Annotated in this window: 21 protein-coding genes; 13 read left to right on the forward strand and 8 right to left on the reverse strand. The window is 69.1% G+C overall.

Features of this window, described 5'->3' with window-relative positions:
• Positions 1-31: 31 nt before the first annotated feature.
• The 6 genes from E3T23_RS14020 to E3T23_RS14045 are packed head-to-tail and all read left to right on the forward strand — an operon-like array spanning position 32 to position 7,256.
• Positions 32-517, forward strand: coding sequence for an NADH-quinone oxidoreductase subunit B family protein (locus E3T23_RS14020; protein ID WP_134371120.1), 486 nt, complete (start codon positions 32-34; stop codon positions 515-517).
• Complete coding sequence (locus tag E3T23_RS14025) at positions 514-2,532, forward strand: proton-conducting transporter transmembrane domain-containing protein (RefSeq protein WP_134371122.1); 2,019 nt, start codon at positions 514-516, stop codon at positions 2,530-2,532. Before E3T23_RS14020 ends, E3T23_RS14025 begins: the two co-directional genes overlap by 4 nt.
• Complete coding sequence (locus E3T23_RS14030) at positions 2,529-3,479, forward strand: respiratory chain complex I subunit 1 family protein (RefSeq protein WP_134371124.1); 951 nt, start codon at positions 2,529-2,531, stop codon at positions 3,477-3,479. The genes E3T23_RS14025 and E3T23_RS14030 overlap by 4 nt, the downstream gene beginning before the upstream one ends.
• 8 nt (positions 3,480-3,487) lie before the next feature.
• On the forward strand, positions 3,488-4,144 hold the full coding sequence (locus E3T23_RS14035; RefSeq protein WP_134371125.1) for a hypothetical protein: 657 nt from the start codon (positions 3,488-3,490) through the stop codon (positions 4,142-4,144).
• Positions 4,144-5,709: a proton-conducting transporter transmembrane domain-containing protein gene (locus E3T23_RS14040; protein ID WP_134371127.1), complete on the forward strand. Its 1,566-nt coding sequence runs from the start codon at positions 4,144-4,146 to the stop codon at positions 5,707-5,709. The genes E3T23_RS14035 and E3T23_RS14040 overlap by 1 nt, the downstream gene beginning before the upstream one ends.
• Entirely contained in the window at positions 5,706-7,256 is a 1,551-nt protein-coding gene (locus E3T23_RS14045; RefSeq protein ID WP_134371129.1) for a hydrogenase large subunit, read from the forward strand. Before E3T23_RS14040 ends, E3T23_RS14045 begins: the two co-directional genes overlap by 4 nt.
• Before the next feature lie 153 nt (positions 7,257-7,409).
• Here E3T23_RS14045 and E3T23_RS14050 read toward each other — a convergent pair whose 3' ends face one another.
• The 6 genes from E3T23_RS14050 to E3T23_RS14075 form a co-directional block, all read right to left on the reverse strand.
• Positions 7,410-7,730 carry an ArsR/SmtB family transcription factor gene (locus tag E3T23_RS14050; protein WP_134371131.1) on the reverse strand — a complete coding sequence of 107 codons (321 nt, stop codon included), beginning with the start codon at positions 7,728-7,730 and terminating at the stop codon, positions 7,410-7,412.
• Positions 7,731-7,989: 259 nt separating this feature from the next.
• Complete coding sequence (locus E3T23_RS14055) at positions 7,990-10,263, reverse strand: polyribonucleotide nucleotidyltransferase (protein WP_134371133.1); 2,274 nt, start codon at positions 10,261-10,263, stop codon at positions 7,990-7,992.
• A gap of 258 nt (positions 10,264-10,521) precedes the next feature.
• A complete protein-coding gene (locus tag E3T23_RS14060; protein WP_134371135.1) occupies positions 10,522-11,538 on the reverse strand; it encodes an iron-sulfur cluster-binding protein in 1,017 nt (338 codons plus the stop codon).
• The gene (locus E3T23_RS14065) at positions 11,538-12,512 is read right to left on the reverse strand and encodes a dihydroorotate dehydrogenase (protein WP_134371137.1); all 975 of its coding nucleotides are present in this window, start codon (positions 12,510-12,512) and stop codon (positions 11,538-11,540) included. The genes E3T23_RS14060 and E3T23_RS14065 overlap by 1 nt, the downstream gene beginning before the upstream one ends.
• Before the next feature lie 23 nt (positions 12,513-12,535).
• Positions 12,536-13,642 (reverse strand): LLM class flavin-dependent oxidoreductase, encoded by a 1,107-nt coding sequence (locus tag E3T23_RS14070; protein WP_134371139.1) that lies wholly within the window; start codon positions 13,640-13,642, stop codon positions 12,536-12,538.
• 37 nt (positions 13,643-13,679) lie between these two features.
• The gene (locus E3T23_RS14075) at positions 13,680-14,840 is read right to left on the reverse strand and encodes an ROK family transcriptional regulator (protein WP_134371141.1); all 1,161 of its coding nucleotides are present in this window, start codon (positions 14,838-14,840) and stop codon (positions 13,680-13,682) included.
• A 237-nt stretch (positions 14,841-15,077) separates the two neighbouring features.
• On the opposite strand from E3T23_RS14075, the gene E3T23_RS14080 reads away from it, so the two are divergent.
• Genes E3T23_RS14080 through E3T23_RS14095 form a run of 4 tightly spaced genes read left to right on the forward strand, consistent with a single transcriptional unit; the run spans position 15,078 to position 19,880 of the window.
• On the forward strand, positions 15,078-16,337 hold the full coding sequence (locus E3T23_RS14080; RefSeq protein WP_241977970.1) for an ABC transporter substrate-binding protein: 1,260 nt from the start codon (positions 15,078-15,080) through the stop codon (positions 16,335-16,337).
• A 2-nt stretch (positions 16,338-16,339) separates the two neighbouring features.
• On the forward strand, positions 16,340-17,275 hold the full coding sequence (locus tag E3T23_RS14085; protein WP_134371145.1) for a carbohydrate ABC transporter permease: 936 nt from the start codon (positions 16,340-16,342) through the stop codon (positions 17,273-17,275).
• Positions 17,275-18,183, forward strand: a complete 909-nt coding sequence (locus E3T23_RS14090; protein ID WP_134371147.1) for a carbohydrate ABC transporter permease — start codon at positions 17,275-17,277, stop codon at positions 18,181-18,183. Before E3T23_RS14085 ends, E3T23_RS14090 begins: the two co-directional genes overlap by 1 nt.
• Complete coding sequence (locus E3T23_RS14095) at positions 18,180-19,880, forward strand: glycoside hydrolase family 13 protein (RefSeq protein ID WP_134371149.1); 1,701 nt, start codon at positions 18,180-18,182, stop codon at positions 19,878-19,880. The genes E3T23_RS14090 and E3T23_RS14095 overlap by 4 nt, the downstream gene beginning before the upstream one ends.
• Here the strand turns inward: E3T23_RS14095 and E3T23_RS14100 are convergent.
• Both E3T23_RS14100 and E3T23_RS14105 read right to left on the reverse strand, forming a co-directional pair.
• Positions 19,868-20,329 carry a VanZ family protein gene (locus tag E3T23_RS14100; RefSeq protein WP_134371151.1) on the reverse strand — a complete coding sequence of 154 codons (462 nt, stop codon included), beginning with the start codon at positions 20,327-20,329 and terminating at the stop codon, positions 19,868-19,870. The two genes, E3T23_RS14095 and E3T23_RS14100, sit on opposite strands and share 13 nt — an antisense overlap.
• 128 nt (positions 20,330-20,457) lie before the next feature.
• Positions 20,458-21,993 carry an amino acid permease gene (locus tag E3T23_RS14105; protein WP_134371153.1) on the reverse strand — a complete coding sequence of 512 codons (1,536 nt, stop codon included), beginning with the start codon at positions 21,991-21,993 and terminating at the stop codon, positions 20,458-20,460.
• Between the two features lie 129 nt (positions 21,994-22,122).
• Here E3T23_RS14105 and E3T23_RS14110 point away from each other — a divergent pair, with 129 nt between their 5' ends.
• From E3T23_RS14110 to E3T23_RS14120, 3 genes are all read left to right on the forward strand, one after another.
• On the forward strand, positions 22,123-22,884 hold the full coding sequence (locus E3T23_RS14110; protein WP_134371155.1) for an AzlC family ABC transporter permease: 762 nt from the start codon (positions 22,123-22,125) through the stop codon (positions 22,882-22,884).
• Entirely contained in the window at positions 22,881-23,192 is a 312-nt protein-coding gene (locus tag E3T23_RS14115; RefSeq protein WP_134371157.1) for an AzlD domain-containing protein, read from the forward strand. Before E3T23_RS14110 ends, E3T23_RS14115 begins: the two co-directional genes overlap by 4 nt.
• Positions 23,193-23,357: 165 nt before the next feature.
• Entirely contained in the window at positions 23,358-23,546 is a 189-nt protein-coding gene (locus E3T23_RS14120; RefSeq protein WP_104101102.1) for a YegP family protein, read from the forward strand.
• Positions 23,547-23,572: the final 26 nt, after the last annotated feature.

The raw sequence follows: 23,572 nt of genomic DNA on the forward strand, positions 1-23,572 counted from the left end.
TAATGATGTTTCGTGTCCCCTGGAGCCTGAGTTGAGCGTCAAACGACTCACGAATCTCATCCGCACCAGTGGGCGCATCGCCGAACCGGCCCCGCCGGCCCCGGCCCTGCTCCCCGGCGCCGAGGTCTTCGGCGGCAGCGTGCAGGTGCGCTTCATCAACGCCGGCAGCTGCAACGACTGCGCGATGGAGGTGCAGAGCGCCTTCGGCCCGGTCTACGACGTCGAGCGCTATGGCATCCGTCTGGTCGCGTCCCCCCGTCACGCCGACGTGCTCGTGATCACGGGCGCCGTCACCCGCAACCTGATCGAACCGCTGCGCCGCACCATCGACGCCACGCCGACCCCCCGCTTCGTGATCGCCGTCGGCGACTGCGCCATCACCGGCGGTGTCTTCGCCGGCGGCTACGGCGTCGCCGGGCCCGTGTCCGACTTCGTGCACGTCGACCTGTCCGTGCCGGGCAACCCGCCCGAGCCGGCCGTCATCGTGGCGGCCCTGCGCCGGATGACCGGCCGATGACCGCCCTCGAAGCCGGGATGCTCGGCCAGACGCTGCTGCTCGTGCTCGCCGTCGCCGCGGCCCTGCTCACCCCGACTCCCTGGCGCTCCCGGGTCAGCGGAACCTTCTGCACCCTGCTCGCCGCGGCCGGCATCGTCACCGGCGCGCTCGCCCTCTCCGGCGGAACCGGGTCTCTGAGCATCCCCACCGCCCTTCCGCTGGACCCGCTCGTGCTCTCCCCCGACCGCCTCGGCGGCCTGGTCATGGTGGTCGTCTCCTCGGTCGGCGTGCTCGCCTCCCTGTTCGGGATCGGCTCGGCCCGCGTGGCCTCGGCCTCCCGCACCGCGTGGCTGTCGATGGCCGTGTTCCTCTGCGGAATGCAGCTGGTGCCGGCCGCCACCGACGTCGTGACGTTCCTGCTGTTCTGGGAGATCATGACGCTCGGCTCGACGGCGCTGCTGCTGGCCCACCACGCCACCCGCGGCACGGTCGCCTCCGCCCTGGTCTGGTACTCGGCGATGTCGCAGCTGAGCTTCTTCTTCGTGCTGGCCGGCTTCGCGATGCTCGCCGGCCAGGCCGGCGGCACCGGGTTCGCCGACCTCGCCACGATCGATCCCTACTCCTGGCAGGCGAGCGTGGCCTTCCTGCTGCTGCTGCTCGGCTTCGGCGGCAAGGCGGAACTCGTTCCCCTGCACGTCTGGGTTCCCCGGGTGCTGCCCGAGGCTCCGGGCCACGTCGCCGCCGCGATGAGCGGCGCGATGGTCAACATCGGCGTCTACGGCGCCCTCCTCGTTCTCGTCCGGTTGCTGCCGAACGGCCCGGCCTGGTGGGGCGTGCTGATCATGGTTGTCGGCGGGGTCTCCGCGCTCTACGGGATCCTGCAGGCCTCGGTGGCGAGCAATCTCAAGGTGCTGCTGGCCTACTCCACGACCGAGAACATGGGGCTGGTGTTCCTGGGGCTCGGGGCATCCGTTCTGCTGCGCGCCGACAACGCCACGGCCGCGGCCGACGCCGCCCTGGTCGCCGCCCTGCTGCTGATGCTCAGCCACGCCGCCTTCAAGTCCACCCTGTTCCTCGGCGCCGGAGCCGTGGCCCGCGCGGCCGGCGAGATGAACCTCGACCGGCTCGGGGGGCTCGGCAGCCGGATGCCGTGGACCGCCGCCGCGTTCGGCGCGGCCGCGATGGGCGCCGCGGCCCTGCCCGTCACGAGCGGGTTCGTCGCCGAGTGGATGCTGCTGCAGTCCCTGATCCACGGATCCCGGGTCGACGGGGAGGTCGTCTCCGTCACGGCATCCGTGGCCATGCCGCTCGCGGTCGCCGTGATCGCCCTGACCGCCGGGCTGGCCCTGCTCACCTTCGTCAAGGCCTACGGGATCGCCTTCCTGGCCCGCCCCCGCTCCCCGGAAGCCAAACTGGCGGTCGAGGTGCCCGTCATCATGCGCATCCCGCTCGTGCTCGGCGCCCTCCTCGTGGTCGGGCTCGGCCTGCTGCCCGGCCCCCTCGCCGTGGCCGTCGGCGGGGCCGTGGGCCCGGAGTTCACCCCCGACGTGCGCACCATCGGCCTCGCGGGCGTCGACGCCCGCGGCATCGACGCCGTGCTCGACCCCACCACTTTCGTGGTGCTGGCCGGCCTGCTGCTCGTGCCCGTGCTGATCGCGCTGTTCGTCTCCGCCCGCCGCCACCCCACCCGCACCTCGCCGCTCCCCTGGGCCGGCGGCGGGTCCCGGCTGCGGCCCCGGATGCAGTACACCGCCACCTCGTATGCCGAACCGCTGGTGCGCGTCTTCGACGACGTGCTCCGGCCCTCCCGCGACGTGGAGGTCACCCATGTGGGCGAATCCCGCTACCTGGTGGAACGCGTACATGTGGAACAGACGGTGTCCGACGTGGTCGAAACCCGGCTCTACCGCCCGGTGCTGAACCTGATGCAACGAGCAGGCATTCTGGCCCGACGCGCGCAGAACGGCAGCATCCATCGCTACCTGTCCTATTCCTTCGTCGCCCTGTTGCTGGTTCTGATCGTGGTGTCCCTGTGACCGGCGCCGCGGCGATCATCATCGCCCTCGTCCAGCTGGTGCTGTTCGTGCTGCTCGCCCCCGTGCTGATCGGCGTGATCCGCCAGGTGCGGGCCCGCCTCGAGGGCCGGGCCGGCTCCGGCATCTGGCAGCCGTGGCTTGATGTGCGCAAGCTCCTGTCGAAGAACCCGGTGCGCGCCGCCGACAGCAGCTGGATGCTCGCGGCCGGCCCGGTCACCCTCCTGGTCTCCAGCCTGCTGCTCTGCGCCCTGCTGCCGCTGGTCGGCACCCTGCCGCTGCCGCTGATCCCCAGCGACCTGTTCGTGATCGTCTCCGTCATGCTGATCGGCGTGGTCGCCCTGGCCCTGGTCGGCCTCGACGCCGGCACCGCGTTCGGCGGGATGGGGTCCAGCCGGCACATGACCGTCGCCGCCCTGGTCGAACCGACGCTGCTGCTCGCGGTCTACGCCCTCTCCATCCCGGCCGGCACCTCCACCCTCTCGCTGATCGTGGAGACCCGCCTCGCCAACCCGGCCGTGATCATCTCCCCGGTCAGCCTGCTGGCCATGGTCGCGCTGGCCATCGCCATCATGGCGGAGACCAGCCGGCTGCCGGTCGACAACCCGTCGACCCACCTCGAACTGACCATGCTGCACGAGGCCATGGTGCTGGAAGCCTCCGGCCGCGACCTGGCCTGGCTCGAACTCGGTTCCTGGCTCAAGCTGGCCGCCCTGCTCGGCCTGCTCAGCAACCTGATCGTGCCGTGGGGCATTGCGACGGACTTCTCGGTACTCGGCGTGCTGGTCGGCGTGGGCACCGTCACCGTGAAGATCCTGCTGCTGGGCGTCGTGCTCAGCGCGGGGGAGGTCTTCCTGGCCAAGGCGCGGCTGTTCCGCGTTCCCGAGCTGCTGGCGGGGTCGTTCGCCCTGGGCCTGCTGGCCGTCACCGCTTCCTACCTGGTCGCTTAGGAGCATCCGTGTTCACCACCATTTACCCGCAGCTGATCGGCCTCTGCACCGGAACCCTGCTGCTCACCAGCGCCCTGATGGTCTGGCGGCACTCGCTGCTGGCGTCGATCCGACTGCTCAGCGTGCAGGGCTTCGCGCTCGCCGCGCTGGTCGCCGTGATCGGTGTGGAGGAGGGCGAGGTCGAGGTGATCCTCGTCGCCGTGCTCGTATTGCTGGTCAAGGGCGTGGCCTTGCCCTGGGTGCTCGCCCGCGAGACCCACGCCACCACGCGAACGGATGAGGCGCCGCGCCTCAACCCGACGGCGGCCCTCCTGACCGTGGCGCTTCTGACCATCCTCAGCTACGTCGTCGCCAGCCGGCTCCTCGCCGGCATCGACGGCGTCTCGGCCCACGCGGCCCCGATCGGCCTCGCGATGGTGCTGATCGGCTTTCTGCTGCTGGTCACCCGCCGGCAGGCCGGATCGCAGCTGATCGGCTTCCTCGTGCTCGACAACGGGATCGCCACGGTCGCGTTCCTGACCTCCGGCGGAGTGCCGCTGTTCCTCGAGCTCGGCATCTCCCTGGACGTGCTCCTGGTCGTCGTGATCCTCTACGTCTTCGCCGGCCGTATGCGCAGCAAGTTCGGCAACACCGAGATCGATCAGCTCAGAAAGTTGCACGACTGATGTCCTTCGCCCTCTGGATTCCGCTGGCCATCCCGGCCCTCCTCGCCCTGCTCAGCCTGCTGAGCCGCTCCCCCGCGCTGCGCCGGCTCAGCCCGGTCGCCTCCAGCGTCGCCGTGCTCGGCTCCGGGCTGCTCCTGGTGAGCGCCGCACTCGCGGACCAGGTGCCGACTCTGGGCGGCGGGCTGCTCCGCGCAGACGCGCTGAGCGCCTACATGCTCACCGTGGTCGGCGCCGTCGGCCTGGTCTCGACCTGGGGCGGGCTCGGCCACGACAGCACCGTACCCGCCCGGTTCGCCGGCTCCTACGACGCCCTGATCTCGGTGTTCCTGGCCGCGATGAGCCTCGCGGTGCTCGCCGACAACATCGGCCTGATGTGGGCCGCGGTCGAGGCCACCACCATCGCCACGGCCTTCCTGGTGGGCCACCACCGCACCCCCCGATCGTTGGAGGCCGCCTGGAAGTACGTCATCCTCGGCTCCGTCGGCGTGGCCATCGCGCTGCTCGGTATCGTGCTGATCTATGCCGCGTCGCGCGGCACGGGCGCGGCGACCCTGTCCTGGCTGGTGCTCAGCCAGGCCGACCTGCCCCTCGATCCCGCGCTGATCCGCGCCGGCGGCGCCCTCGCCGTGCTCGGCTTCGCCACCAAGGCCGGACTCGCCCCGATGCACAGCTGGCTGCCCGACGCGCACAGCCAGGCCCCCGCCCCCGTCTCCGGCCTCATGTCGGGGGTGCTGCTCGCGGTCGCCCTCTACGCCATCCTGCGCATCCAGACCATCACCGACGCCGTGATCGGGCCGGACTTCCTGCGCATCATGCTCAGCGTCGGCGGGCTGCTCTCCCTGTTCGTGGCGGCGGCGCTGCTGATCCGCCAACGTGACTTCAAACGGATGCTGGCCTACTCCAGCATCGAGCACATGGGCATGATGGCCGTCGGCGCGGCCATCGGCGCGGCGGCACTGCCGGCCGTGCTGCTGTACGTGCTCGGCCACGGGCTGACCAAGGCGACGCTGTTCGTGCTCTCCGGCCGCATCCTCGAGGTCGAGGGCACCCCGAAGATCGACGCCGTGCGCGCCCTGCTCGTGCGGCGGCCGGGACTGGCCGTGCCGTGGCTGATCGCCATGGCCGCCCTGATCGGGTTCCCCCCGTTCAGTATCTTCTTCTCCGAGGTCGGCATCATCGTGGCCGGCTTTTCGGCCGGCATGGGCGCGGTGGTCGGCATCGCGCTGGTGCTGCTGCTCGTCATCTTCGCCAGCCTCACCCGGCTGACGGTGGCCATGACGATCGGGGCGCCTGGGGCCGCCGCCCCGGCGGCGGTCGCCCCGGCGGCGGTCGCGCCCGCTGCGGCCCCGACCGGAGTCGTCCCCGTGGTCGACGCCGGCGCATCCGTCACCCTGGCCGACGCCGAGCCGCACCCGGACGTGCCGCTCGTGCCGGACCGGTCGGCGCACGGGCCGATGCTGCCGCTCATCCTGGCCCTCGCCACCACCGCGGTGGTGGCCTTTATCGCCGAGCCGGTCGGCACGCTCCTGACGCGTGCGGCCGAGGTTCTGGGAGGAATCCAATGACGAACGCGAACCCGGTCCCGGCCGCCGCCCCCGAGGTGCGCACGCTCACGCGCGAGGAGCTGCGGGGCGAAGCCGCCACGCTGCTGACCGAGGGCAACCGGCTCGCGCTGGTGGCCGGCCACGACGACGGTGACGGGCTGCGCGTGGTCTACTCCTTCGCGGCCGTGTTCCCCCGGCGCCAGGTCGACCTCGTCGTGCCTGTTCCCTACGACGATGCCTGGGTTCCGAGCCTGGCCGACCTCTCGTTCCCGGCCGGCAATTTCGAGCGCGGCACCCGGGACCTGTTCGGCGTGCGGCCGGCGAACCACCCCCAGCCCTACCGGCTGGTGCGCCACGGGCACTGGCCCCGCGGCTGGTACCCGATGCGCAAGGATGCGCGGGTCACCCCCGAATTCGAACCCGACGTCGAGTCGTTCCCGTTCGTGGAGGTCGAGGGCCCCGGAGTCTACGAGATCGCGGTCGGCCCCATCCACGCCGGCATCATCGACCCCGGTCATTTCCGTTTCTCCGTGGTCGGCGAGACCATCGTGCGGATGGAAGCCCGCCAGTGGTACATGCACCGCGGCGTCGAGCGGCTGTTCGAGGGTCGCCGGCCCGGTGACGGCATCGAGCTGGCCGAGCAGATCGCCGGCGACACCGTCATCGGCCACACGCTGGCCTACACGATGGCGATCGAGGCGGCCTCCGGCATCTTGGTCCCCGAACCCGACCGGATGCTGCGTGCTCTGCTCCTCGAACTCGAACGCATCTACAACCACGTTTCCGATCTCGGTTCGCTGGCCAACGACGTGGGGTTCAGTGTCGTGAATTCGCACGCCCAGCGGGTGCGCGAAACGCTGCTGCGCATCAACAAGACCGTCACCGGCCACCGGTTCCTGCGCGGGGCCCTGTCGGTGGGCGGGGTGAGCGTGCTCGCTGTGCCCGATCCCGGCGATCTCCGGCGCGTGGCCGCCGACGTGCAGGAGATCATCGCCATCACCCTCGGGCACGCGATCGTGCGGGACCGGTTTACCGGCACCGCCCCGCTGCCCACCGGCCTGGCCGAGGCCATGGGCACGCTGGGCTACGTGGCGCGGGCATCCGGTATCGATGCCGACGCCCGTCGCGACCACCCCTTCGTCGATCTGGGCGCGCACTTCCACGTGGTCACCGACACCGGCGGCGACGTGCTCAGCCGCTACCGGGTACGCGCGGGCGAATTCGAGGTGTCCATAGCGGTGGCGATCGACCTGATCGGCCGGCTCGGCGCGCACCGCGGCGACGCGGCCGCGCTGCCTTCTGGGGTGTCGGCTCGGGCCATGACGGCGACGGCGGCCGCTGCGTCCACGGCTGCCCGGAGCGGCCTCGCCCTCGTGGAGGGCTGGCGCGGAACCATCTGCCACCGGGTGGAACTGGGGGCCGACGGCGCCATCACCCGGCTCAAGGTCGTCGACCCGTCCTACTTCAACTGGCCGGCGCTGCCGGTGGCCCTGGCGGAGACGATCGTGCCGGACTTCCCGCTCGTGAACAAGAGCTTCAACCAGTCCTACGCCGGCAACGACCTGTAGGGCGCTGCCGCGCGCGGCTGGAGTCGCGGCATCCGTCACCCGGCAACATCCGTCGCGGCGCAGGTTGTGGACGCCGGCGCACGCTAGAACATGCGCCCGCTTCCACAGGGTGCGCCGCGAGGCGGGCCGACGGATGTGAGACGGTGGCCGAGGCTACGGCGTGTCCTGCTCGATGGTGCGGAGCAGGGCGTTCGAGTCCTCGAGGCTGGTCACGAGCATCCGTTTGGAGATGGCCAGAAGCTCGGCGACGTCCGGGTCCCGCAGGGCGTAGAAGATGGTGTTGCCGTCGCGCCGGGTGATGACCACGCCGGCACGGCGAAGGACCCCCAGCTGCTGGGACAGATTCGACAGTTCGGCGCCGAGCACCTCGGCAAGGCTGCCGACCGAGCGCTCCCCGCCGACCAGCTGCTCCAGAACCTGCACCCGCAACGGATGCCCGAGAGCCTTGAACAGGTCAGACTTCAATTGGGCCATGGGTAGTCCGGTCGCTGACACCGTCTGATCATATCGCTAACTTGTAATACTTTCAACTAGGTGCGGGCCGCGACCTCGCCCTCGGGCGACGGCGTGACTGTTGCCGTTCCGGACAAGTGTTGCCGGCGTGCGGGCAACAGTTGTCCGAATCGGCAACAGTTGTCGCCACCGGCATGCAAAAAGCCCGCCCTGCCGTAGCAGAACGGGCTTTCCGTCTAGCCGACTAACCTGGCGAGAGGTTGTCGGTAGATCTAGCGGACTACGCCTCGGTCGAAACCGGTGCGTCCTCGGTGCCGGCCTCGGCCGACTCGTCGAGGACCGGGGCGAGCGACAGCTTGCCACGGTCGTCAATCTTGGTGATCTCTACGAGGACCTTCTGGCCCACGCCGAGCACGTCTTCGACGTTCTCGACCCGCTTGCCACCGGCGAGCTTGCGCACCTCGCTGATGTGCAGCAGTCCGTCCTTGCCCGGGAGCAGGGAAACGAAGGCGCCGAACGCGGCGATCTTGACGACGGTTCCGAGGAACTGCTCGCCGATCTCCGGGTTGGTCGGGTTCGCGATGGCGTTGACCTGGGCGCGAGCGGCCTCGGCCGACGGTCCGTCGACGGCGCCGATGTAAACCGTGCCGTCTTCCTCGATCGAGATGTCGGCACCGGTCGTGTCCTGGATCGCGTTGATCGTCTTGCCCTTCGGGCCGATCAGCTCGCCGATCTTGTCGACGGGGATCTGCACGCTGATCACGCGGGGCGCGGTCGGTGCCATCTCGTCGGGACGGTCGATGGCGGCGTTCAGCACGGCCAGGATGGTCGCGCGGGCGTCCTTGGCCTGGGTGAGCGCGCCGGCGAGAACGGATGCCGGGATGCCGTCGAGCTTTGTGTCGAGCTGGATCGCGGTGACGAACTCGCTCGTGCCGGCGACCTTGAAGTCCATGTCGCCGAGGGCGTCTTCGGCGCCGAGGATGTCGGTGAGAGCCGCGTAGCGGGTCTGGCCGTCAACGGTGTCGGAGATGAGGCCCATGGCGATGCCGGCAACGGGTGCGCGCAGCGGCACCCCGGCGTTGAGCAGCGACAGGGTCGAGGCGCAGACGGAACCCATCGAGGTGGATCCGTTGGAGCTGAGCGCTTCGGAGACCTGACGGATGGCGTAGGGGAACTCCTCCCGCGTCGGCAGCACGGGGACCAGGGCACGCTCAGCGAGCGCTCCGTGGCCGATCTCGCGGCGCTTCGGCGTTCCGACCCGGCCGGTTTCACCGGTCGAGTAGGGCGGGAAGTTGTAGTTGTGCATGTAGCGCTTCTTGGTGACCGGGCTCAGGGAGTCGATCGTCTGCTCGAGCTTGAGCATGTTCAGCGTGGTGACACCCAGGATCTGGGTCTCGCCGCGCTGGAAGATCGCCGAACCGTGGACGCGCGGGATGATGGCGACCTCGGCGTCGAGCGGGCGGATGTCCGCGAGCCCCCGACCGTCGATGCGGATGCCCTCGTTGAGGACGCGTGAGCGCACGACGAGCTTGGTGACCGACTTGTACGCGGCGGACACCTGGTTGTTCGCGCCGGCGTCGAGCCGGCCGGCGTCGACCTGGGCAGCGATGGCTTCCTTGACGGATGCCTTGAGTGCGTCATCCGCATTCTGGCGTTCGATCTTGTCGGCGATCTGGTAGACACCCTTGAGCTGGTCGTACGCGAGAGCGGCGACGGCGTCGTAGGTGGCCGGCTGGTAGGACGGGAACACCGGGTAGGCGCCGGTCGGCTTGGCGGCCGAGGCGGCAACCTTCTGCTGCGCTTCGATGAGCTGCTTGATGAAGGGCTTCGAGGCTTCGATGCCCTCGGCGATGACCTCTTCGTTCGGCTTGATGGCGCCGCCCTTGATCAGGTCCCAGGCGTTGTCGGTGGCTTCGGCTTCGATCATCATGATCGCGACATCCTGCGCGCCGTTGGCGTCGGTCACCACGCGGCCGGCGACGACCATGCTGAAGACGGCGTCAACGATCTGCGAGTGCTTCGGGAAGGCAACCCACTGGCCGGAGCCGTTCTCGTCGGGGATCAGGGCGACGCGAACGCCACCGATCGGGCCCGAGAAGGGGAGGCCGGCGAGCTGGGTCGACATCGACGCCGCGTTGATCGCGAGCACGTCGTAGTACTCGTCGGGCGCGATGGCCAGAACGGTGACGACGACCTGGATCTCGTTGCGGAGTCCGTCGACGAACGACGGGCGCAGCGGCCGGTCGATCAGACGGCAGGTGAGGATCGCCTCGGTCGACGGGCGGCCTTCGCGACGGAAGAAGCTGCCCGGGATACGTCCGGCAGCGTACATGCGCTCTTCGACGTCGATGGTCAGCGGGAAGAAGTCGAAGTTTTCCTTCGGCTGCTTGCTGGCGCTCGTGGCGGAGAGAAGCATGGTCTCTTCGTCGATGTAGGCGGCGGCAGAACCCTGCGCCTGCTGGGCGAGACGCCCGGTTTCGAAACGGATGGTGCGCTTGCCGTACTTGCCGTTGTCGATAACGGTTTCGGCGAACGTGATTTCTGGACCCTCCATATGGGGGTTCTCTCCTTTGGTTTTTTGCTTCTCGCCATTCTGGCGACGAAGACTCGGTTGCCCGTATGGCGCGCGAGCTGGACGCGGAGGAGAAGGGCGCAGGTGCTGGCCACCAGTAGAAATTCACCAACTGCGGACGTGTCGTTCGAGTTGGGAAACCACCACCGAGGACCAGCGTGCCGCCGGTCTGCTCCGTATTGTGCATGGTTGTGCGAAGCCGATCCGAAGATCGACCTCTTCAATCCTAACAGAAGACGTTCAGCCTCCCGGCAGCACGGCGTCGAACACCGGTCCGTCGACGCAGACCAGCGGCCCCTCCACGGCGGGATCCGTGGCGACGGGCGCGGCGCATCCGTGGCAGTAGCCGAGGCCGCAGGCCATGTGGGCCTCCAGCGAGACCTGCACCGGCACTCCCCACTCGGCGCCGAGTTCGGCGGCCAGGCGGGCGAGCACGCCGGCGCCGCAGACCAGGATCACGTCGGGCGGTGCCGAGCCGAAGAGCCCGCGCAGGCGGCCGCCGAGCGCCGGCAGCGCACTCGAGCCGTCGTCGTCGGTGACCGGGATGACCCTGGCGCCGAGTTCGGCGCAGTCGGCCGGTCCGATCAGGTTGGCCCGCGACCGGCCGCTGAGCACGACGGTCGCGGCGATGCCGAGGCGGGCGGCGTCTTCGACCGAGCCCATGATGGCGCAGACGCCGACGCCGCGGCCGATCATCAGGGCCGTGCGGGCCGGTCGCGGGTGGGCCGCGGTCGGGAGGGCGGCATCCGGTTCGGCGGCATCCGGGAACTCGAAGCCGCGGCCCAGCGGCCCGGTCACCAGGAGACTCTCCCCCACTGCCACGTCGGCGAGCGCGGTGGTGCCGCGGCCGGCCACGCCGTAGATGACCTCCACGGTGCCCTGCTCCGGGTGCCGGCGGTGGATGGCCATCGGGCGTGGGAGCAGGATGCGTTCCCCCTCAGCCGGCGGCACGGTGATCATCAGGAATTGTCCGGCGAGAGCGGTCGTCGCAATGGTGTCGGTGGCCAGCACGAGCCGGCGGTACCGCTCCCCCACGACCTCGTGCACGAGAACGGGGGCATCGTCCCAGACCGGGTCGGGCCGGGGCCTCCGTTCGGGCGGGCGCACCGCGATGAGGCCGTCGAGCGCGGCCTCGTCGGCGGCGGCGAACGCCTGCTGGCGGCGCAGGGCGGCGAGGTCCTCGCGGGCCGCGGCGACAGCGGGTGTCTCGGCTGCCGTCGCGGGCGCGGCGGGGGTGTTGCCTGTGGTGCTGGTCATCAGGCTCTCCAGAGTTCGATCAGTTCGCCGATGTCGGCGGCCCCGGCGGCCAGGCAACGCTCCTGCAGGGCCCGCGTGATGTCGACCATGGCGAAGGGGCGTCCGAAGCTGGCCGTGCCGACCTGCACGGCGCGCGCGCCGACCGAGAAGTAGTCGAGGGCGTCGTCGGCGGTTTCGATGCCGCCGCAGGCGATCACCGGGATGTCGACGGCGCGGGCGGCCAGCCAGACCAACCGCAGCACGATCGGGCGGATGTTCGGGCCGGACAGGCCGCCGATGACGTTGCCGAGGACGGGGCTGCGCGTGTCGGCGGTGAGCGGCAGCGCGGGGATGGAGTTCGCCACGCAGACCGCGTCGGCACCGGCCGCCTCGGCGGCCTGGGCGCAGTCCGCGATCGAGGAGACGAGCACGGGCAGCTTGACGATCAGGGGCTTGTCGGTTTCCTGGCGCACCAGGCGCACGACCGTCCCGATGGCGTCGGGGTCGGAGCCGATGTCGGTGCCGTGGCGGTCGAGGTTCGGGCAGGAGACGTTGAGCTCGTAGGCGTCGCCGGCGCCCCGCAGGCCCTGCACGACGGGGGCGTACTCGCCGGGCCGGTGGCCGCCGACGCTGACGATCACGGGCACGCCGAGCGCCAGGTAGAGCGGATGCTGCGACGCCAGGTAGCCGGCCGCCCCGCGGCTCGGGATGCCGACGCTGTTGACCATCCCGGCCCGGATCTCGGTCAGGCGGTGGGCCGCGTTGCCGCCGCGCGGGGTGCCGAACACGGTCTTGGTGACGACCGCGCCGAGCTCGGCGACCGGGATCAGCCGGCCGAGCGAGGGCCCGAAGCAGCCCGAGGCCGGCATGACCGGGTTCGCGAGGGTGAGGCTGCCGATTCGCACCGAGAGGTCGACCGCCGCGGAGTCGGCGGGGCGGGCGTCGAAGAAGGCGCGGCGCGCATCCGTCGTGGGGCGAGGGGGCGCGATGGTCATGGTGCCTGCTTCCGCGGGATAGGTCAGGGGCGGGCGACGGATGCCGCGAGCCGGCTCGTCTCGGCGTCGGCCCGCAGGGAGTCGTGGGTGGGGGCCGGCGGCACATGGGCGGGCCGGTTCGCCGCCAGCTCTCGGCGGAGCACGGGCACCACCTCGCCGCCGAGGATGTCGAGCTGCTCGAGCACGGTCTTCAGCGGCAGTCCGGCGTGGTCCATCAGGAACAGCTGCCGCTGGTAGTCGCCGAAGTAGTCGCGCATGCCCGCGTAGCGGTCGATGATCTGCTGCGGGCTGCCGACGGTCAGCGGCGTCTGCTCGGTGAAGTCCTCGAGGCTGGGGCCGTGGCCGTAGACCGGGGCGTTGTCGAAGTAGGGCCGGAACTCGTCGACGGCGTCCTGCGAGCTCGTGCGCATGAAAACCTGGCCGCCGAGGCCGACGATGGCCTGGTCGGCGCCGCCGTGGCCGTAGTGCTCGAATCGGGCCCGGTAGAGGCTGATCAGCTTGAGGTAGTGCTCCTTGGGCCAGAAGATGTTGTTGGCGAAGAAGCCGTCACCGTAGAAGGCGGCCTGCTCGGCGATCTCCGGGCTGCGGATGCTGGCGTGCCAGACGAAGGGCGGCACGCCGTCGAGCGGGCGCGGCGTCGACTGGAACCCCCGCAGCGGGGTGCGGAACTGGCCCTCCCAGTCGACGACGTCCTCGCGCCAGAGCCGGCGCAGCAGCGCGTAGTTCTCCAGTGCCAGCGGGATGCCCTGGCGGAGATCCTGGCCGAACCACGGGTAGACCGGGCCGGTGTTGCCGCGGCCGAGCATCAGGTCGACCCGGCCGCCGGAGAGGTGCTGCAGCATGGCGAAGTCTTCGGCGATCTTGACCGGGTCGTTCGTCGTGATCAGCGTCGTGGCAGTGGAGAGGATGATGCGCTCAGTCTTCGCGGCGATGTAGCCGAGCAGCGTCGTGGGTGAGGAGGGCACGAACGGCGGGTTGTGGTGCTCGCCGGCGGCGAAGACGTCGAGGCCGACCTCCTCGGCCTTCTGGGCGATGGCGACCATGGCCGTGATGCGTTCGTGCTCGGTGGGGGTGTGGCCGGTCGTGGGGTTGGCCGTGAGGTCACCCACGGTGAAGATCCCGAATTGCATGTGCAGCCTCCCACTCGCCCGGCGCGTCGAGACGATTCTATTCGCTGGCACGCCTCACGGAGCCGGCCAGACGGTCGAGCGAATGCTGGATGGCGACCGCCGCGGCCCCGCGGGCCCAGGAGGAGACCCCGCTGTCGTCGACGACGATCGTCAGCGGCGTCGCCGCCGGGTCGCGGTCGGCTCGGGCAGCGGCGATGACGTCCTCGGATGCCAGCGCCCACAGTCCGATCCCCTCGCCGGAGAGCACGATCGTGTCGAGCATCCCGATATTGGCGATCACCGCGATCAACCGGCCCAGGGCGCGGCCGGTGGCGGTGACGACGGATGCCGCAGCCCGGTTCCCCTCCACCGCGAGCCGGAGCACCTCGTCGTAGCCGACCTCGCGGCCGAGGGCCACGCTGACCTGGGCGGACACGCTCTGGCTCGTGAGCATGGCCTGCGAGCAGCCGCGGTGTCCCTCGGGGCAGAGCGGCCCGTTCGGGTCGAGCGGGATGTGCCCGCCGAGGCCCAGGCCGCTGTCGACCGTCACGATCACCCGGTCATGGACGACCAGTCCGTAGCCGACGCCGACGCCGATGGTCAGAACCGCGAAGGTCGGGGCACCCCGGACCGCTCCGAACCACTGTTCCGCGGAGGTGAGCGCGACGACGTCGTTCTCGATCGTGACCGGAATTCCCAGCAGGTGCTCGAGCTGCGCGGCCAGGTCCACGTCGTACCAGCCCAGGAAAGGCGCCCGGGTCACGACCCGGGCGTCGGTGACGTGCCCGCCCACGCAGACGCCGAGCCCGGACAGACCGTCCGGGCCGCCGAGCTCGCGCACGACTTCCTCGATCCTCGCCACGACGTGTTCGACCGCGTGGCCGGCCAGCAGCCGCCGGGCCGAGCCCAGTTGGTTGGCACGCAGGTCGGTGAGCACCCCGAAGACGTCGTCGCCGGTGAGCTTCACCCCGACGAATCGGCTGGCATCCACCCGCACGTCCAGCGGACGGGCCGGACGCCCGACGGTTCCGTCGGGGTCTTCGCTGGCCTCGACGAAGAGGCCCCGGTCGAGGAACGGCTTGCTCAGCCGGGTGAGGCTGGCCGGCGACAGTCCGAGACGACGGCCGAGGTCGCCGCGGGAAATCGGGCCGTGGATGAGCACGGCGCGCGCGAGTTCCCGGGAGGTCTCGCTCACCGTCGACGGTGCATCCGTGGTCATATCCGCTCCCCGAGGTGCTATTTGTTCCATAGTGGCATGAATGGTCTGCCTCCGATGGAATTTTGGCCCCTCAGTGGCACAGAATTCAGAAGTTGACGTCCTATTCTTTTTGCCGTAGAAAGATTTGGGTAGTGACATGACGGCCTAAGGAGCCCCGCAATGACGGATACGACGACGTGCCAGACCCCCTCCCGGCGACGGCATCGGGGGCGGAGGCTCGGCACGCTGGAGCGATCCGTGGCACTCCTCCTGGCCGGAACGCTCGGCCTCGGCGCCCTCAGCGGCTGCGCCCCGGGCGAGACGGACGTCGTCACCCTCGATTTCTTCCAGTTCAAATCCGAGGCCATCGCTGACTTCGATGGCATCATCGCCGATTTCGAGGCCGAGAACCCCGGCATCCGGGTGACGCAGAACGCCGTCCCCGACGCGGACACCGCCATCCGCACCCTGCTGGTCAAAGACAAGGTGCCCGATGTGATCAGCCTGAACGGATCGGGCAACTTCGGCCAGCTCGCACGGGCGGGCGTCTTCCACGACTTCACCGGCGACCCCGTTCTCGACCAGATCAACCCGGCCGTGCAGGACATCGTCGGCGCCCTCGGCTCCCACGAGAACGAGGTGAACGCCCTCGGCTTCGTGAACAACGGCAACGGCGTGCTCTACAACCGCGACATCTTCGCCGCGCAGGGCATCGAGATCCCCACCACCTGGGACGAACTGATCGCCGCCTGCGACGCCCTCCAGGCGGCCGGCATCGCCCCGTTCTACGGCACCGCGGCCGACGCATGGACGGTGCAATCCCCGCTGAACGGTCTCGGCGCCCAGCTCGGCGGCGACGACTTTTTCCCCGACCTCCGCGCGGAGGGTGCGGAGGTGGGTCCCGACTCGACCGTCTCGTTCGCGAAGAACTACGACGAGACGTTCGAGAAGCTGCAGACACTGTATTCCTACGCGCAGGACGGCTACCTCGGCCGCACCTACGAAGACGGCAACCTGGCCTTCGCGAACGGGGAATCGGCCATGCTGATGCAGGGGATCTGGGCACTCAGCCCGATCCTGGCCAACAACCCCGACATCAGCGTCGGCGGTTTCCCCTACCCCGTGACGGATGACCCGGCCGACATCGAGCTCGTCTCCGGTGTCGACGTGGCCATCGCCATCGGCCGTGATACGCCGCACCTCGCCGAGGCGCAGGTGTTCGTGGACTTCCTCTTCCAGAAGAAGGTGCTCAACTCCTTCGCAGCCTCCCAGAACATGTTCTCGACGGCCCGCGACGCGGCCGAGAACACCAACCCGGCCCTGGCGGAACTGCAACCGTACTTCCAGGCCGGCCGGATCACCGGCTTCATCGATCACCAGATCCCGGCGAGCATCCCGCTCGGGCCGATCGTGCAGCAGTTCCTGACGGACACGAACAGCGCGAACGCGCTGGCCACACTCGACAACGAGTGGCGCAAGGTCGCGTCGCGCACCACCTCGACCCGAAGCGGAGACTAACAATGGCTACTCCCGTCCTGACCCGGCCACGGCCGGAGCGCACTCCCCGAGGATCCCGGCCGAGCACCGTGCGACGTCGGGTCGGCGCCACCCCGCGCCCCTTCTACTGGATGGTCGTCCCCGCGGTCGCCGTCTTCGCGCTGCTGCATACCGTCCCGGTGCTCATCGGCGTTTTTTTCTCCTTCACCAACTACGCCGGCTTCGGCTCGTGGGACTTCGTCGGGTTCGGCAACTTCCTCGCCCTGTTCCAGGATGACCGGGTGCTGAAGGCCTACGGTTTCACCTTCGGGTTCGCCATCGTCGCCACCATCCTCACCAACGTGATCTCACTGGCCATCGCGGTCGGGCTCAACGCGAAGATCGCCTTCCAGTCCGCCTTCCGCGGCATCTTCTTCATCCCCTACGTGCTCGCGATCCTGGTCGTCGGCTACGTCTTCCAGTATTTCTTCGCCAACTCGCTGCCCCGGATCCTGTCGAACGTCCCGGTGTTCCGTGACAACATCCTGACCAACCCGGACTGGGCGTGGACGGCCATCGTCGCCCTCGCCGTCTGGCAGGCCTGCGCGTTCGCGATCATCCTCTATCTGGCCGGGCTGCAAACGATTCCTCAGGAGCTCTACGAGGCATCCGCCATCGACGGCGCCACGCCGAGACGGCAGTTCCGGTCGATCACGTTCCCCATGATCAGCGCCTTCTTCACCATCAACATGGTGCTCAGCCTGAAGGGGTTCCTGCAGACCTTCGACCACATCGTCGCCCTCACCGCCGGGGGGCCGGGAACCTCGACCGAATCGATCACCCTGCTCATCTTCCGGGGCGGCTTCCAGGGCGGCGAGTTCGCCTACCAGTCCGCCAACGCGGTCCTGTTCGTCGTCGTCATCATGCTCGTCTCGTTCCTGCAGTTCCGAATTCTCCAGCGCAAGGAGGCCGACTTCTAATGGCTATCACCATCGACTCCCCCGCCACAGTCGAACCCGCGTCCCTCCGAATCGAGCGGGACCCGCGCGGAGTCCGGCGTATCAACGGCAACCGCACCCGGATCAACTGGTGGGCCACGGCGCTGATCGCGGTCTGCGCGATCACCGTGCTGGTGCCGCTCTATTTCGCGGTGATCACCGCACTGAAGACCCCCGACCAGCTCGGCGGCACCGGGTTCGAACTGCCCACCGGTTTCCACTGGCAGAACTTCGTCGACGCCTGGACGCTGACCCGGTTCCCGCAGGCGCTGCTGAACACGGCCCTGATCACCGTCGGCGCCGTCGTGCTCACCCTGTTGACGAACTCTCTGGTGGCCTATGCCATCGCCCGCAACCTGCACAAGCCGTTCTTCAAGGGCGTCTACTTCTACCTGCTGTCCGCGATCTTCATCCCGTTCCCGATCATCATGCTCCCGGTTGTGAAGGAGACGGCCCTGTTCGGCCTCGATAACCAGGTCGGGCTGATCCTGCTCTACGCGGTGTTCGGGCTCTCCCTCAACGTCTTCATCTACGTCGCGTTCATCAAGTCGATCCCGATCGAGCTTGAGGAGGCGGCCTACACCGACGGGGCGACCACCTGGCGGGTGTACTGGCAGATCATCTTCCCGCTGCTGACCCCGATGAACGCGACCGTCGGCATCCTCACCTGCGTCTGGGCGTGGAACGACTTCATCCTGCCGCTCGTCGTGCTCTCCGACCCGGCGGCGCGCACCCTGCAGCTTTCCCAGTTCGTGTTCCAGGGCCAGTTCAACACCAACTACTCGGCCGCGTTCGCCTCGTACCTGATGGCCATGGCCCCGCTGCTGATTGTGTACATTTTTGCCCAGCGCTGGGTCATCTCCGGCGTGATGAGAGGATCGATCAAATGACAAACACCGCACCGACTGCCTCCCCCGAGACCGCTGCGCCCTGGTGGACCAGCGCCGTCGTCTACCAGGTGTACCCGCGCAGCTTCGCGGACTCTGACGGCGACGGGATCGGCGACCTCGGCGGCATCCGTTCGAAGCTCGACTACCTCGCCGAACTCGGCGTCGACGCGGTCTGGCTCTCCCCCGTCTACCCGTCGCCGCAGCACGACAACGGCTACGACATCAGCGACTACCAGGACATCGAACCGGTCTTCGGCAGTCTGGCGGAGTTCGACCTGCTGCTCGCCGAAGCCCACGAGCGCGGCCTCAAGATCGTGATGGACCTCGTGGTGAACCACACCAGCGACGAGCACGCCTGGTTCCGGGAATCCCGCTCGTCGCTGACGAATCCGAAGCGCGACTGGTACTGGTGGCGCAAGCCTCAGGCCGACGGCGGCCCGCCGAACGGCTGGGGCAGCGCCTTCAGCGGCCCGGCCTGGACCCTCGATCCGGCGACCGGCGAGTACTATCTGCACCTGTTCGCGAAGCAACAGCCCGACCTCAACTGGGAGAACCCCGAGGTGCGGCAGGCCGTCTACTCGATGATGAACTGGTGGCTGGACCGCGGCGTCGACGGCTTCCGGATGGACGTGATCAACTTCATCGCCAAGCAGGTCGAGCTGATCGACGGACCGACCCCGGCCAGCGGGGGCGGTTCTCCGATGGGGGCGCAGATCCACGAGTTCCTGCAGGAGATGCACCGCGAGGTCTTCGACGGGCGGGACGGCCGACACCTCACCGTCGGCGAGATGCCCGGTGTGAGCACCGACGACGCCCTGCTGTTCACCGATCCGGCCCGACGCGAAGTCGACATGATCTTCCAGTTCGAGCATGTCGGACTCGACCAGGGCGAGCACAAGTTCGACGTGCTCCCCGGCAGCCTGACGGCGCTGAAGAAGAGCCTGTCCCGCTGGCAGGAGGGCCTGGCCGAGACCGGCTGGAACAGCCTCTACCTGAACAACCACGACCAGCCCCGGCTGGTGTCGCGCTTCGGCAACGACACCGATTTCCGCTACGAGTCGGCGACACTCTGGGCCCTGGTGCTGCACCTGCACCGTGGCACGCCCTACATCTACCAGGGCGAGGAGATCGGCATGACCAACGTGCGCTTCGACTCCATCGACGACTACCGCGACCTCGAGTCGCTCAACCACTATCGCGAGGCCGTGGAGGAGTTCGATCTGGACCCGGGCAGCGTGCTCGCCGGCGTGCAGACCATGGGCCGCGACAATGCGCGCACGCCCATGCAGTGGGACGCCTCGCCGCAGGCCGGCTTCACCACCGGCACACCATGGCTGGCCGTCAACCCGAACAGCACCCGCGTCAACGTGGCCGCCGACCAGGCGAGCGAGCGGAGCGTGTTCCGTTTCTACCAGCGCCTGATCGCACTGCGGCACGAGAACGAGACGGTCGCCCTCGGCGACTTCACCCTGCTCGAACCCGACCACGTCGAGCTCTACGCCTTCACCCGCACCCGGGGTGACGAGACGCTGCTCGTCGTGGCGAACGCGTCGGATGCCCCGCTGACGAGTCCGCTGCCGATGGACGTCTCCGCTGCGGAGCTGGTGCTGGCCAACTACCCGGCCGCAACGGATGCCGCCGCACCCGCCGCGGACACGGTCCTGCGTCCCTGGGAGGCGCGCCTCTACCGGCTGTAGGTCGCCGCGGCCCGCCGCGGCGGGGGGTCCTCACGGCGCACCAGCTTGAACGCCGTGAGGATGAGGCCGAGAACAACCCCGAGCACCGCGCCGCTCCCGTTCGCGACCAGATCGCGCACATCCGGGTAGCGGGTCGGCAGGAACTGCTGGGTGAACTCGATCGAACCGGTGAGCACGACGGCCAGGGCGATCGCCAGCCACCAGAGCCGGCGCCCGAACAGCAGCAGCAGGAACACCCCGATCGGGATGAACATGACGATGTTGGCTCCGAATTCGACCCGCCCGTACGTGATCCAGTCGGTGGCGTCGTGGCGGGAGAACACTCCGAGCGCCCGCAGCAGCAGCCCGTTGTTGCCGCTGTCGAGCGGCTGCGGCCCGAGGGTCACCCAGCCCACGAACGCCAGATAGGCGAGCGTGACCAGGGACAGGACGGGGTGGCGGTGCAGCATGGACCCATCCTCCCCGATCCCCGCTGGGGGTCTGCCCAAGGCCCTCCCCACGACCGCGAAAGCGCATAGTCTGCCCCTTCGGGAGTGCCGAGGGGACACATCTCGCGCTTTCGCGTGCAGTACAGGCGCTACTTGCCCAGCGCGGCCTTCTCCTCGGCGATGAGCTCGTCGCGAAAAGTTTCGTCGAAGACACGCTTGGCCTCGATGCCGACCACCGAGTGGCGGCGACCGTAGAGGAAATACACCGCGATTCCGATCGCGAGCCACACCGCGAAGCGCACCCAGGTGAGCGTCGTGAGGTTGAGCATCAGCCAGAAGCAGAGCGCCGCCGACAGGATCGGCAGGAACGGCGAGAAGGGCACCTTGAAGGCCCGGGGCAGGTCGGGCCGCTTCTTGCGCAGCACGACCACGGCGATGCTGACCAGCACGAAGGCCGACAACGTTCCGATATTGATCATTTCCTCGAGCACGCCCACGTCGGTGAACCCGGCGATCAGGGCGACCGCGGCACCGGAGATGATCTGCACCCGGGCGGGGGTGCCGCGCTTGGAGGAGGTGACGCTCAGACCGCGTGGCAGCAGGCCGTCCCGGCTCATGGCGAAGAGCACCCGGGAAAGGCCGAGGAGCAGCACCATGATCACGGTGGTCAGCCCCACCAGGATGCCGACCGAGATGACCTGGGCGGCCCAGCCGGCACCGACCGAGATGAAGGCCGTGGCGAGCGAGGCGTTGGGGTCGTCGGCGAGAACCGTGTACGGAACCATGCCGGTGAGCACGAGGCTGACGCCGAGGTACAACACCGTGACGATGGCCAGACCGGCGAAGATTCCGCGCGGAAGGGTCTTCTGCGGGTTCTTGACCTCCTCGGCGCTGGTGGCGACCACGTCGAATCCGATGAACGCGAAGAAGACCAGCGAGGCGCCGGCGAGCAGGCCGAACAATCCATACTGGGCCGGCTGGGCGCCGGTCATGAACGAGAAGAGTGACTGCATCCAGACGTCGCCGTCTCCGCCGGTGGAGGGCACGGCCTCGGGGATGAACGGCGTGTAGTTCTTCGGGTTGATGAAGAAGGCACCCACGACGATCACGAACACCACGATCGCGACCTTGAGGATGGTGAAGATGCTGGCGACACGCGCGGAAAGCTTGGTACCCAGCACCAGGAGGGTGGTGAAGATGGCGACGATGACGAACGCGCCCCAGCTGACCTGCAGGCCGAAGACCGGGATCGTGGCCGGGACATCCCAGTTCCAGAGCGCGAAGACCTCACTGAGGTAGATGCCCCAATACTTCGCGATCACGGCGGCGGCGGTCAGCATCTCGAGGATGAGGTCCCAGCCGATGATCCAGGCGAGCAACTCGCCGAGGGTCGCGTAGGTGAAGGTGTACGCCGAGCCGGCCACGGGAACCGCCGAGGCGAACTCCGCGTAACACATGATGGCCAGCGCGCAGGTGACCGCGGCGAGGAGGAACGCCAGGGTGACGGATGGCCCGGCGTAGCTGCCGGCCGCCTTCGCCCCGACCGAGAAGATCCCGGCGCCGACGGCAACCGCGACGCCCATGATCATGAGGTCCCAGGTGCCCAGCGTGCGCTTGAGGCTGTGGTCCTTCTCGAGGGAGTCGGCCATGGAGGCTTCGATACTCTTGGTGCGCCAGACGCTCATAACTGGGGGCTTCCATTCCGTTGGGTTCCGCTCAATGCTAGGCCCCCGCGGGGCATCCCCGCCCTGGCACTCCCCGACCCGGGCTCCCCACCCCCGAGTTGCGGGCGCCACGCCCCGTAGCATTGACCGGTGCCCACCGACCTCCGTCACTCCCCCGGGGCCCGGGTCGGGCTGTCGATCGCGGTGGCCACCGGGCTCTACGGCATCTCGTTCGGCGCCCTCTCCGTTTCGTCTGGCCTCGATGTCTGGCAGACCTCGGCGCTGAGCCTGCTCCTGTTCTCCGGGGGCTCCCAGTTCGCGTTCATCGGCGTGATCGCCGGCGGCGGCAGCGGTGCGGCAGCCGCCGGCGCGGCGGCGCTCCTCGGCATCCGCAACGCGGTGTACGGGATGCAGTTGAACGCCCTGCTGCACCCTCATGGCTGGCGCCGCTTCGCAGCAGCCCAGGTCACCATCGACGAGTCACTCGCCACGAGCACCGGGCAGACCGACCCGGTCGAGCAGAAGCGGGGGTTCTGGGTGGCCGGCCTGGGCATCTTCGTGCTCTGGAACGTGTTCACTCTGGTCGGGGCGCTCGCGGGCGACGCCCTGGGCGACCCGAAACAGTGGGGTCTCGACGGGGCGGCGGTCGCGGCGTTCCTCGGACTGCTCTGGCCGCGGCTGCGGTCCCGGGAGGCCGGGGCGACCGCCGCGGTCTGCGCGCTCGCCACCGTGCTGGCCGTGCCGTTCGTGCCGCCGGGCGTTCCGATCCTGGTGGCGGCCGTTGTCGCCGCCGCCATCGGCTGGTTCGGGTTTCGGCACGGGCCCGAGGGCGAGGGCCTCGAGCCCGACGTCGATCCCTATCCCGGTCCGCAGGGTCGACCCGGGCCGACGAATGCGCCGGCAACCCGATGAACGTCTGGTTCTGGATCCTCGTGGCCTGCGCGGCGGCATACCTCACCAAGCTGCTCGGCTACCTCGTGCCGCGGAAATGGCTCACCAACGCGCGCGTCGCCCGCGTCGCCGGCACCCTCACCATCGGTCTGCTGGCCTCCCTGACGGTCGCGAACACCGTGGCCACCGGTCAGGAGATGGTTCTGGACGCCCGGCTCGGAGCGCTCGTCGCCGCGGCGATCGCGCTCCGGTTCAAGGCCCCGTTCCTGGTGGTGGTCATCGTGGGCGCGTCCGCGGCCGCCGGGCTTCGACTCCTGGGCGCGGCGTAGGGCGTTCCCACCCGACTGTTGCCGGTTCGGACATCTGTTGCCGGCACCCGGGCAACAGATGTCCGAACGGGCGACGGTTGCCGGCCGAGCCGGCGGGAGCGGTAGGGTTTTTTCAACGGCATTGCTGCCGACCACGTTTTTCAATGTTGAAGAAATGAGTGTGTGATGAGCGGAAAATACGAGCTCTACGCAGAACGATCCGGCGGATACCAGTTTCGGCTGAAGGCCAACAACGGCGAAGTGATCGCGACCTCCGAGAGCTACCACTCCAAGGCGGAGGCTCTCAAGGGCATCGAGGCGCTGAAGGCCCACGTCAAGTCGCATGTGGTCGACATGACGGAACCGGACGCCTGAGCCGAGCTCGTCTAAGCCGAGCTCGT

This window comes from Cryobacterium cheniae (assembly GCF_004403395.1).
Lineage (GTDB): Bacteria > Actinomycetota > Actinomycetes > Actinomycetales > Microbacteriaceae > Cryobacterium > Cryobacterium cheniae.

What these genes read in the sequence shown, in the direction of transcription:
- E3T23_RS14025 (WP_134371122.1), top strand. Translation starts at nt 514, where the DNA reads ATGACCGCCCTCGAAGCCGGGATGCTCGGCCAGACGCTGCTGCTCGTG.
- E3T23_RS14040 (WP_134371127.1), top strand. Translation starts at nt 4,144, where the DNA reads ATGTCCTTCGCCCTCTGGATTCCGCTGGCCATCCCGGCCCTCCTCGCC.
- E3T23_RS14045 (WP_134371129.1), top strand. Translation starts at nt 5,706, where the DNA reads ATGACGAACGCGAACCCGGTCCCGGCCGCCGCCCCCGAGGTGCGCACG.
- E3T23_RS14050 (WP_134371131.1), bottom strand. Translation starts at nt 7,730, where the DNA reads ATGGCCCAATTGAAGTCTGACCTGTTCAAGGCTCTCGGGCATCCGTTG.
- E3T23_RS14055 (WP_134371133.1), bottom strand. Translation starts at nt 10,263, where the DNA reads ATGGAGGGTCCAGAAATCACGTTCGCCGAAACCGTTATCGACAACGGC.
- E3T23_RS14060 (WP_134371135.1), bottom strand. Translation starts at nt 11,538, where the DNA reads ATGACCAGCACCACAGGCAACACCCCCGCCGCGCCCGCGACGGCAGCC.
- E3T23_RS14065 (WP_134371137.1), bottom strand. Translation starts at nt 12,512, where the DNA reads ATGACCATCGCGCCCCCTCGCCCCACGACGGATGCGCGCCGCGCCTTC.
- E3T23_RS14070 (WP_134371139.1), bottom strand. Translation starts at nt 13,642, where the DNA reads ATGCAATTCGGGATCTTCACCGTGGGTGACCTCACGGCCAACCCCACG.
- E3T23_RS14075 (WP_134371141.1), bottom strand. Translation starts at nt 14,840, where the DNA reads ATGACCACGGATGCACCGTCGACGGTGAGCGAGACCTCCCGGGAACTC.
- E3T23_RS14085 (WP_134371145.1), top strand. Translation starts at nt 16,340, where the DNA reads ATGGCTACTCCCGTCCTGACCCGGCCACGGCCGGAGCGCACTCCCCGA.
- E3T23_RS14090 (WP_134371147.1), top strand. Translation starts at nt 17,275, where the DNA reads ATGGCTATCACCATCGACTCCCCCGCCACAGTCGAACCCGCGTCCCTC.
- E3T23_RS14095 (WP_134371149.1), top strand. Translation starts at nt 18,180, where the DNA reads ATGACAAACACCGCACCGACTGCCTCCCCCGAGACCGCTGCGCCCTGG.
- E3T23_RS14100 (WP_134371151.1), bottom strand. Translation starts at nt 20,329, where the DNA reads ATGCTGCACCGCCACCCCGTCCTGTCCCTGGTCACGCTCGCCTATCTG.
- E3T23_RS14105 (WP_134371153.1), bottom strand. Translation starts at nt 21,993, where the DNA reads ATGAGCGTCTGGCGCACCAAGAGTATCGAAGCCTCCATGGCCGACTCC.
- E3T23_RS14115 (WP_134371157.1), top strand. Translation starts at nt 22,881, where the DNA reads ATGAACGTCTGGTTCTGGATCCTCGTGGCCTGCGCGGCGGCATACCTC.
- E3T23_RS14120 (WP_104101102.1), top strand. Translation starts at nt 23,358, where the DNA reads ATGAGCGGAAAATACGAGCTCTACGCAGAACGATCCGGCGGATACCAG.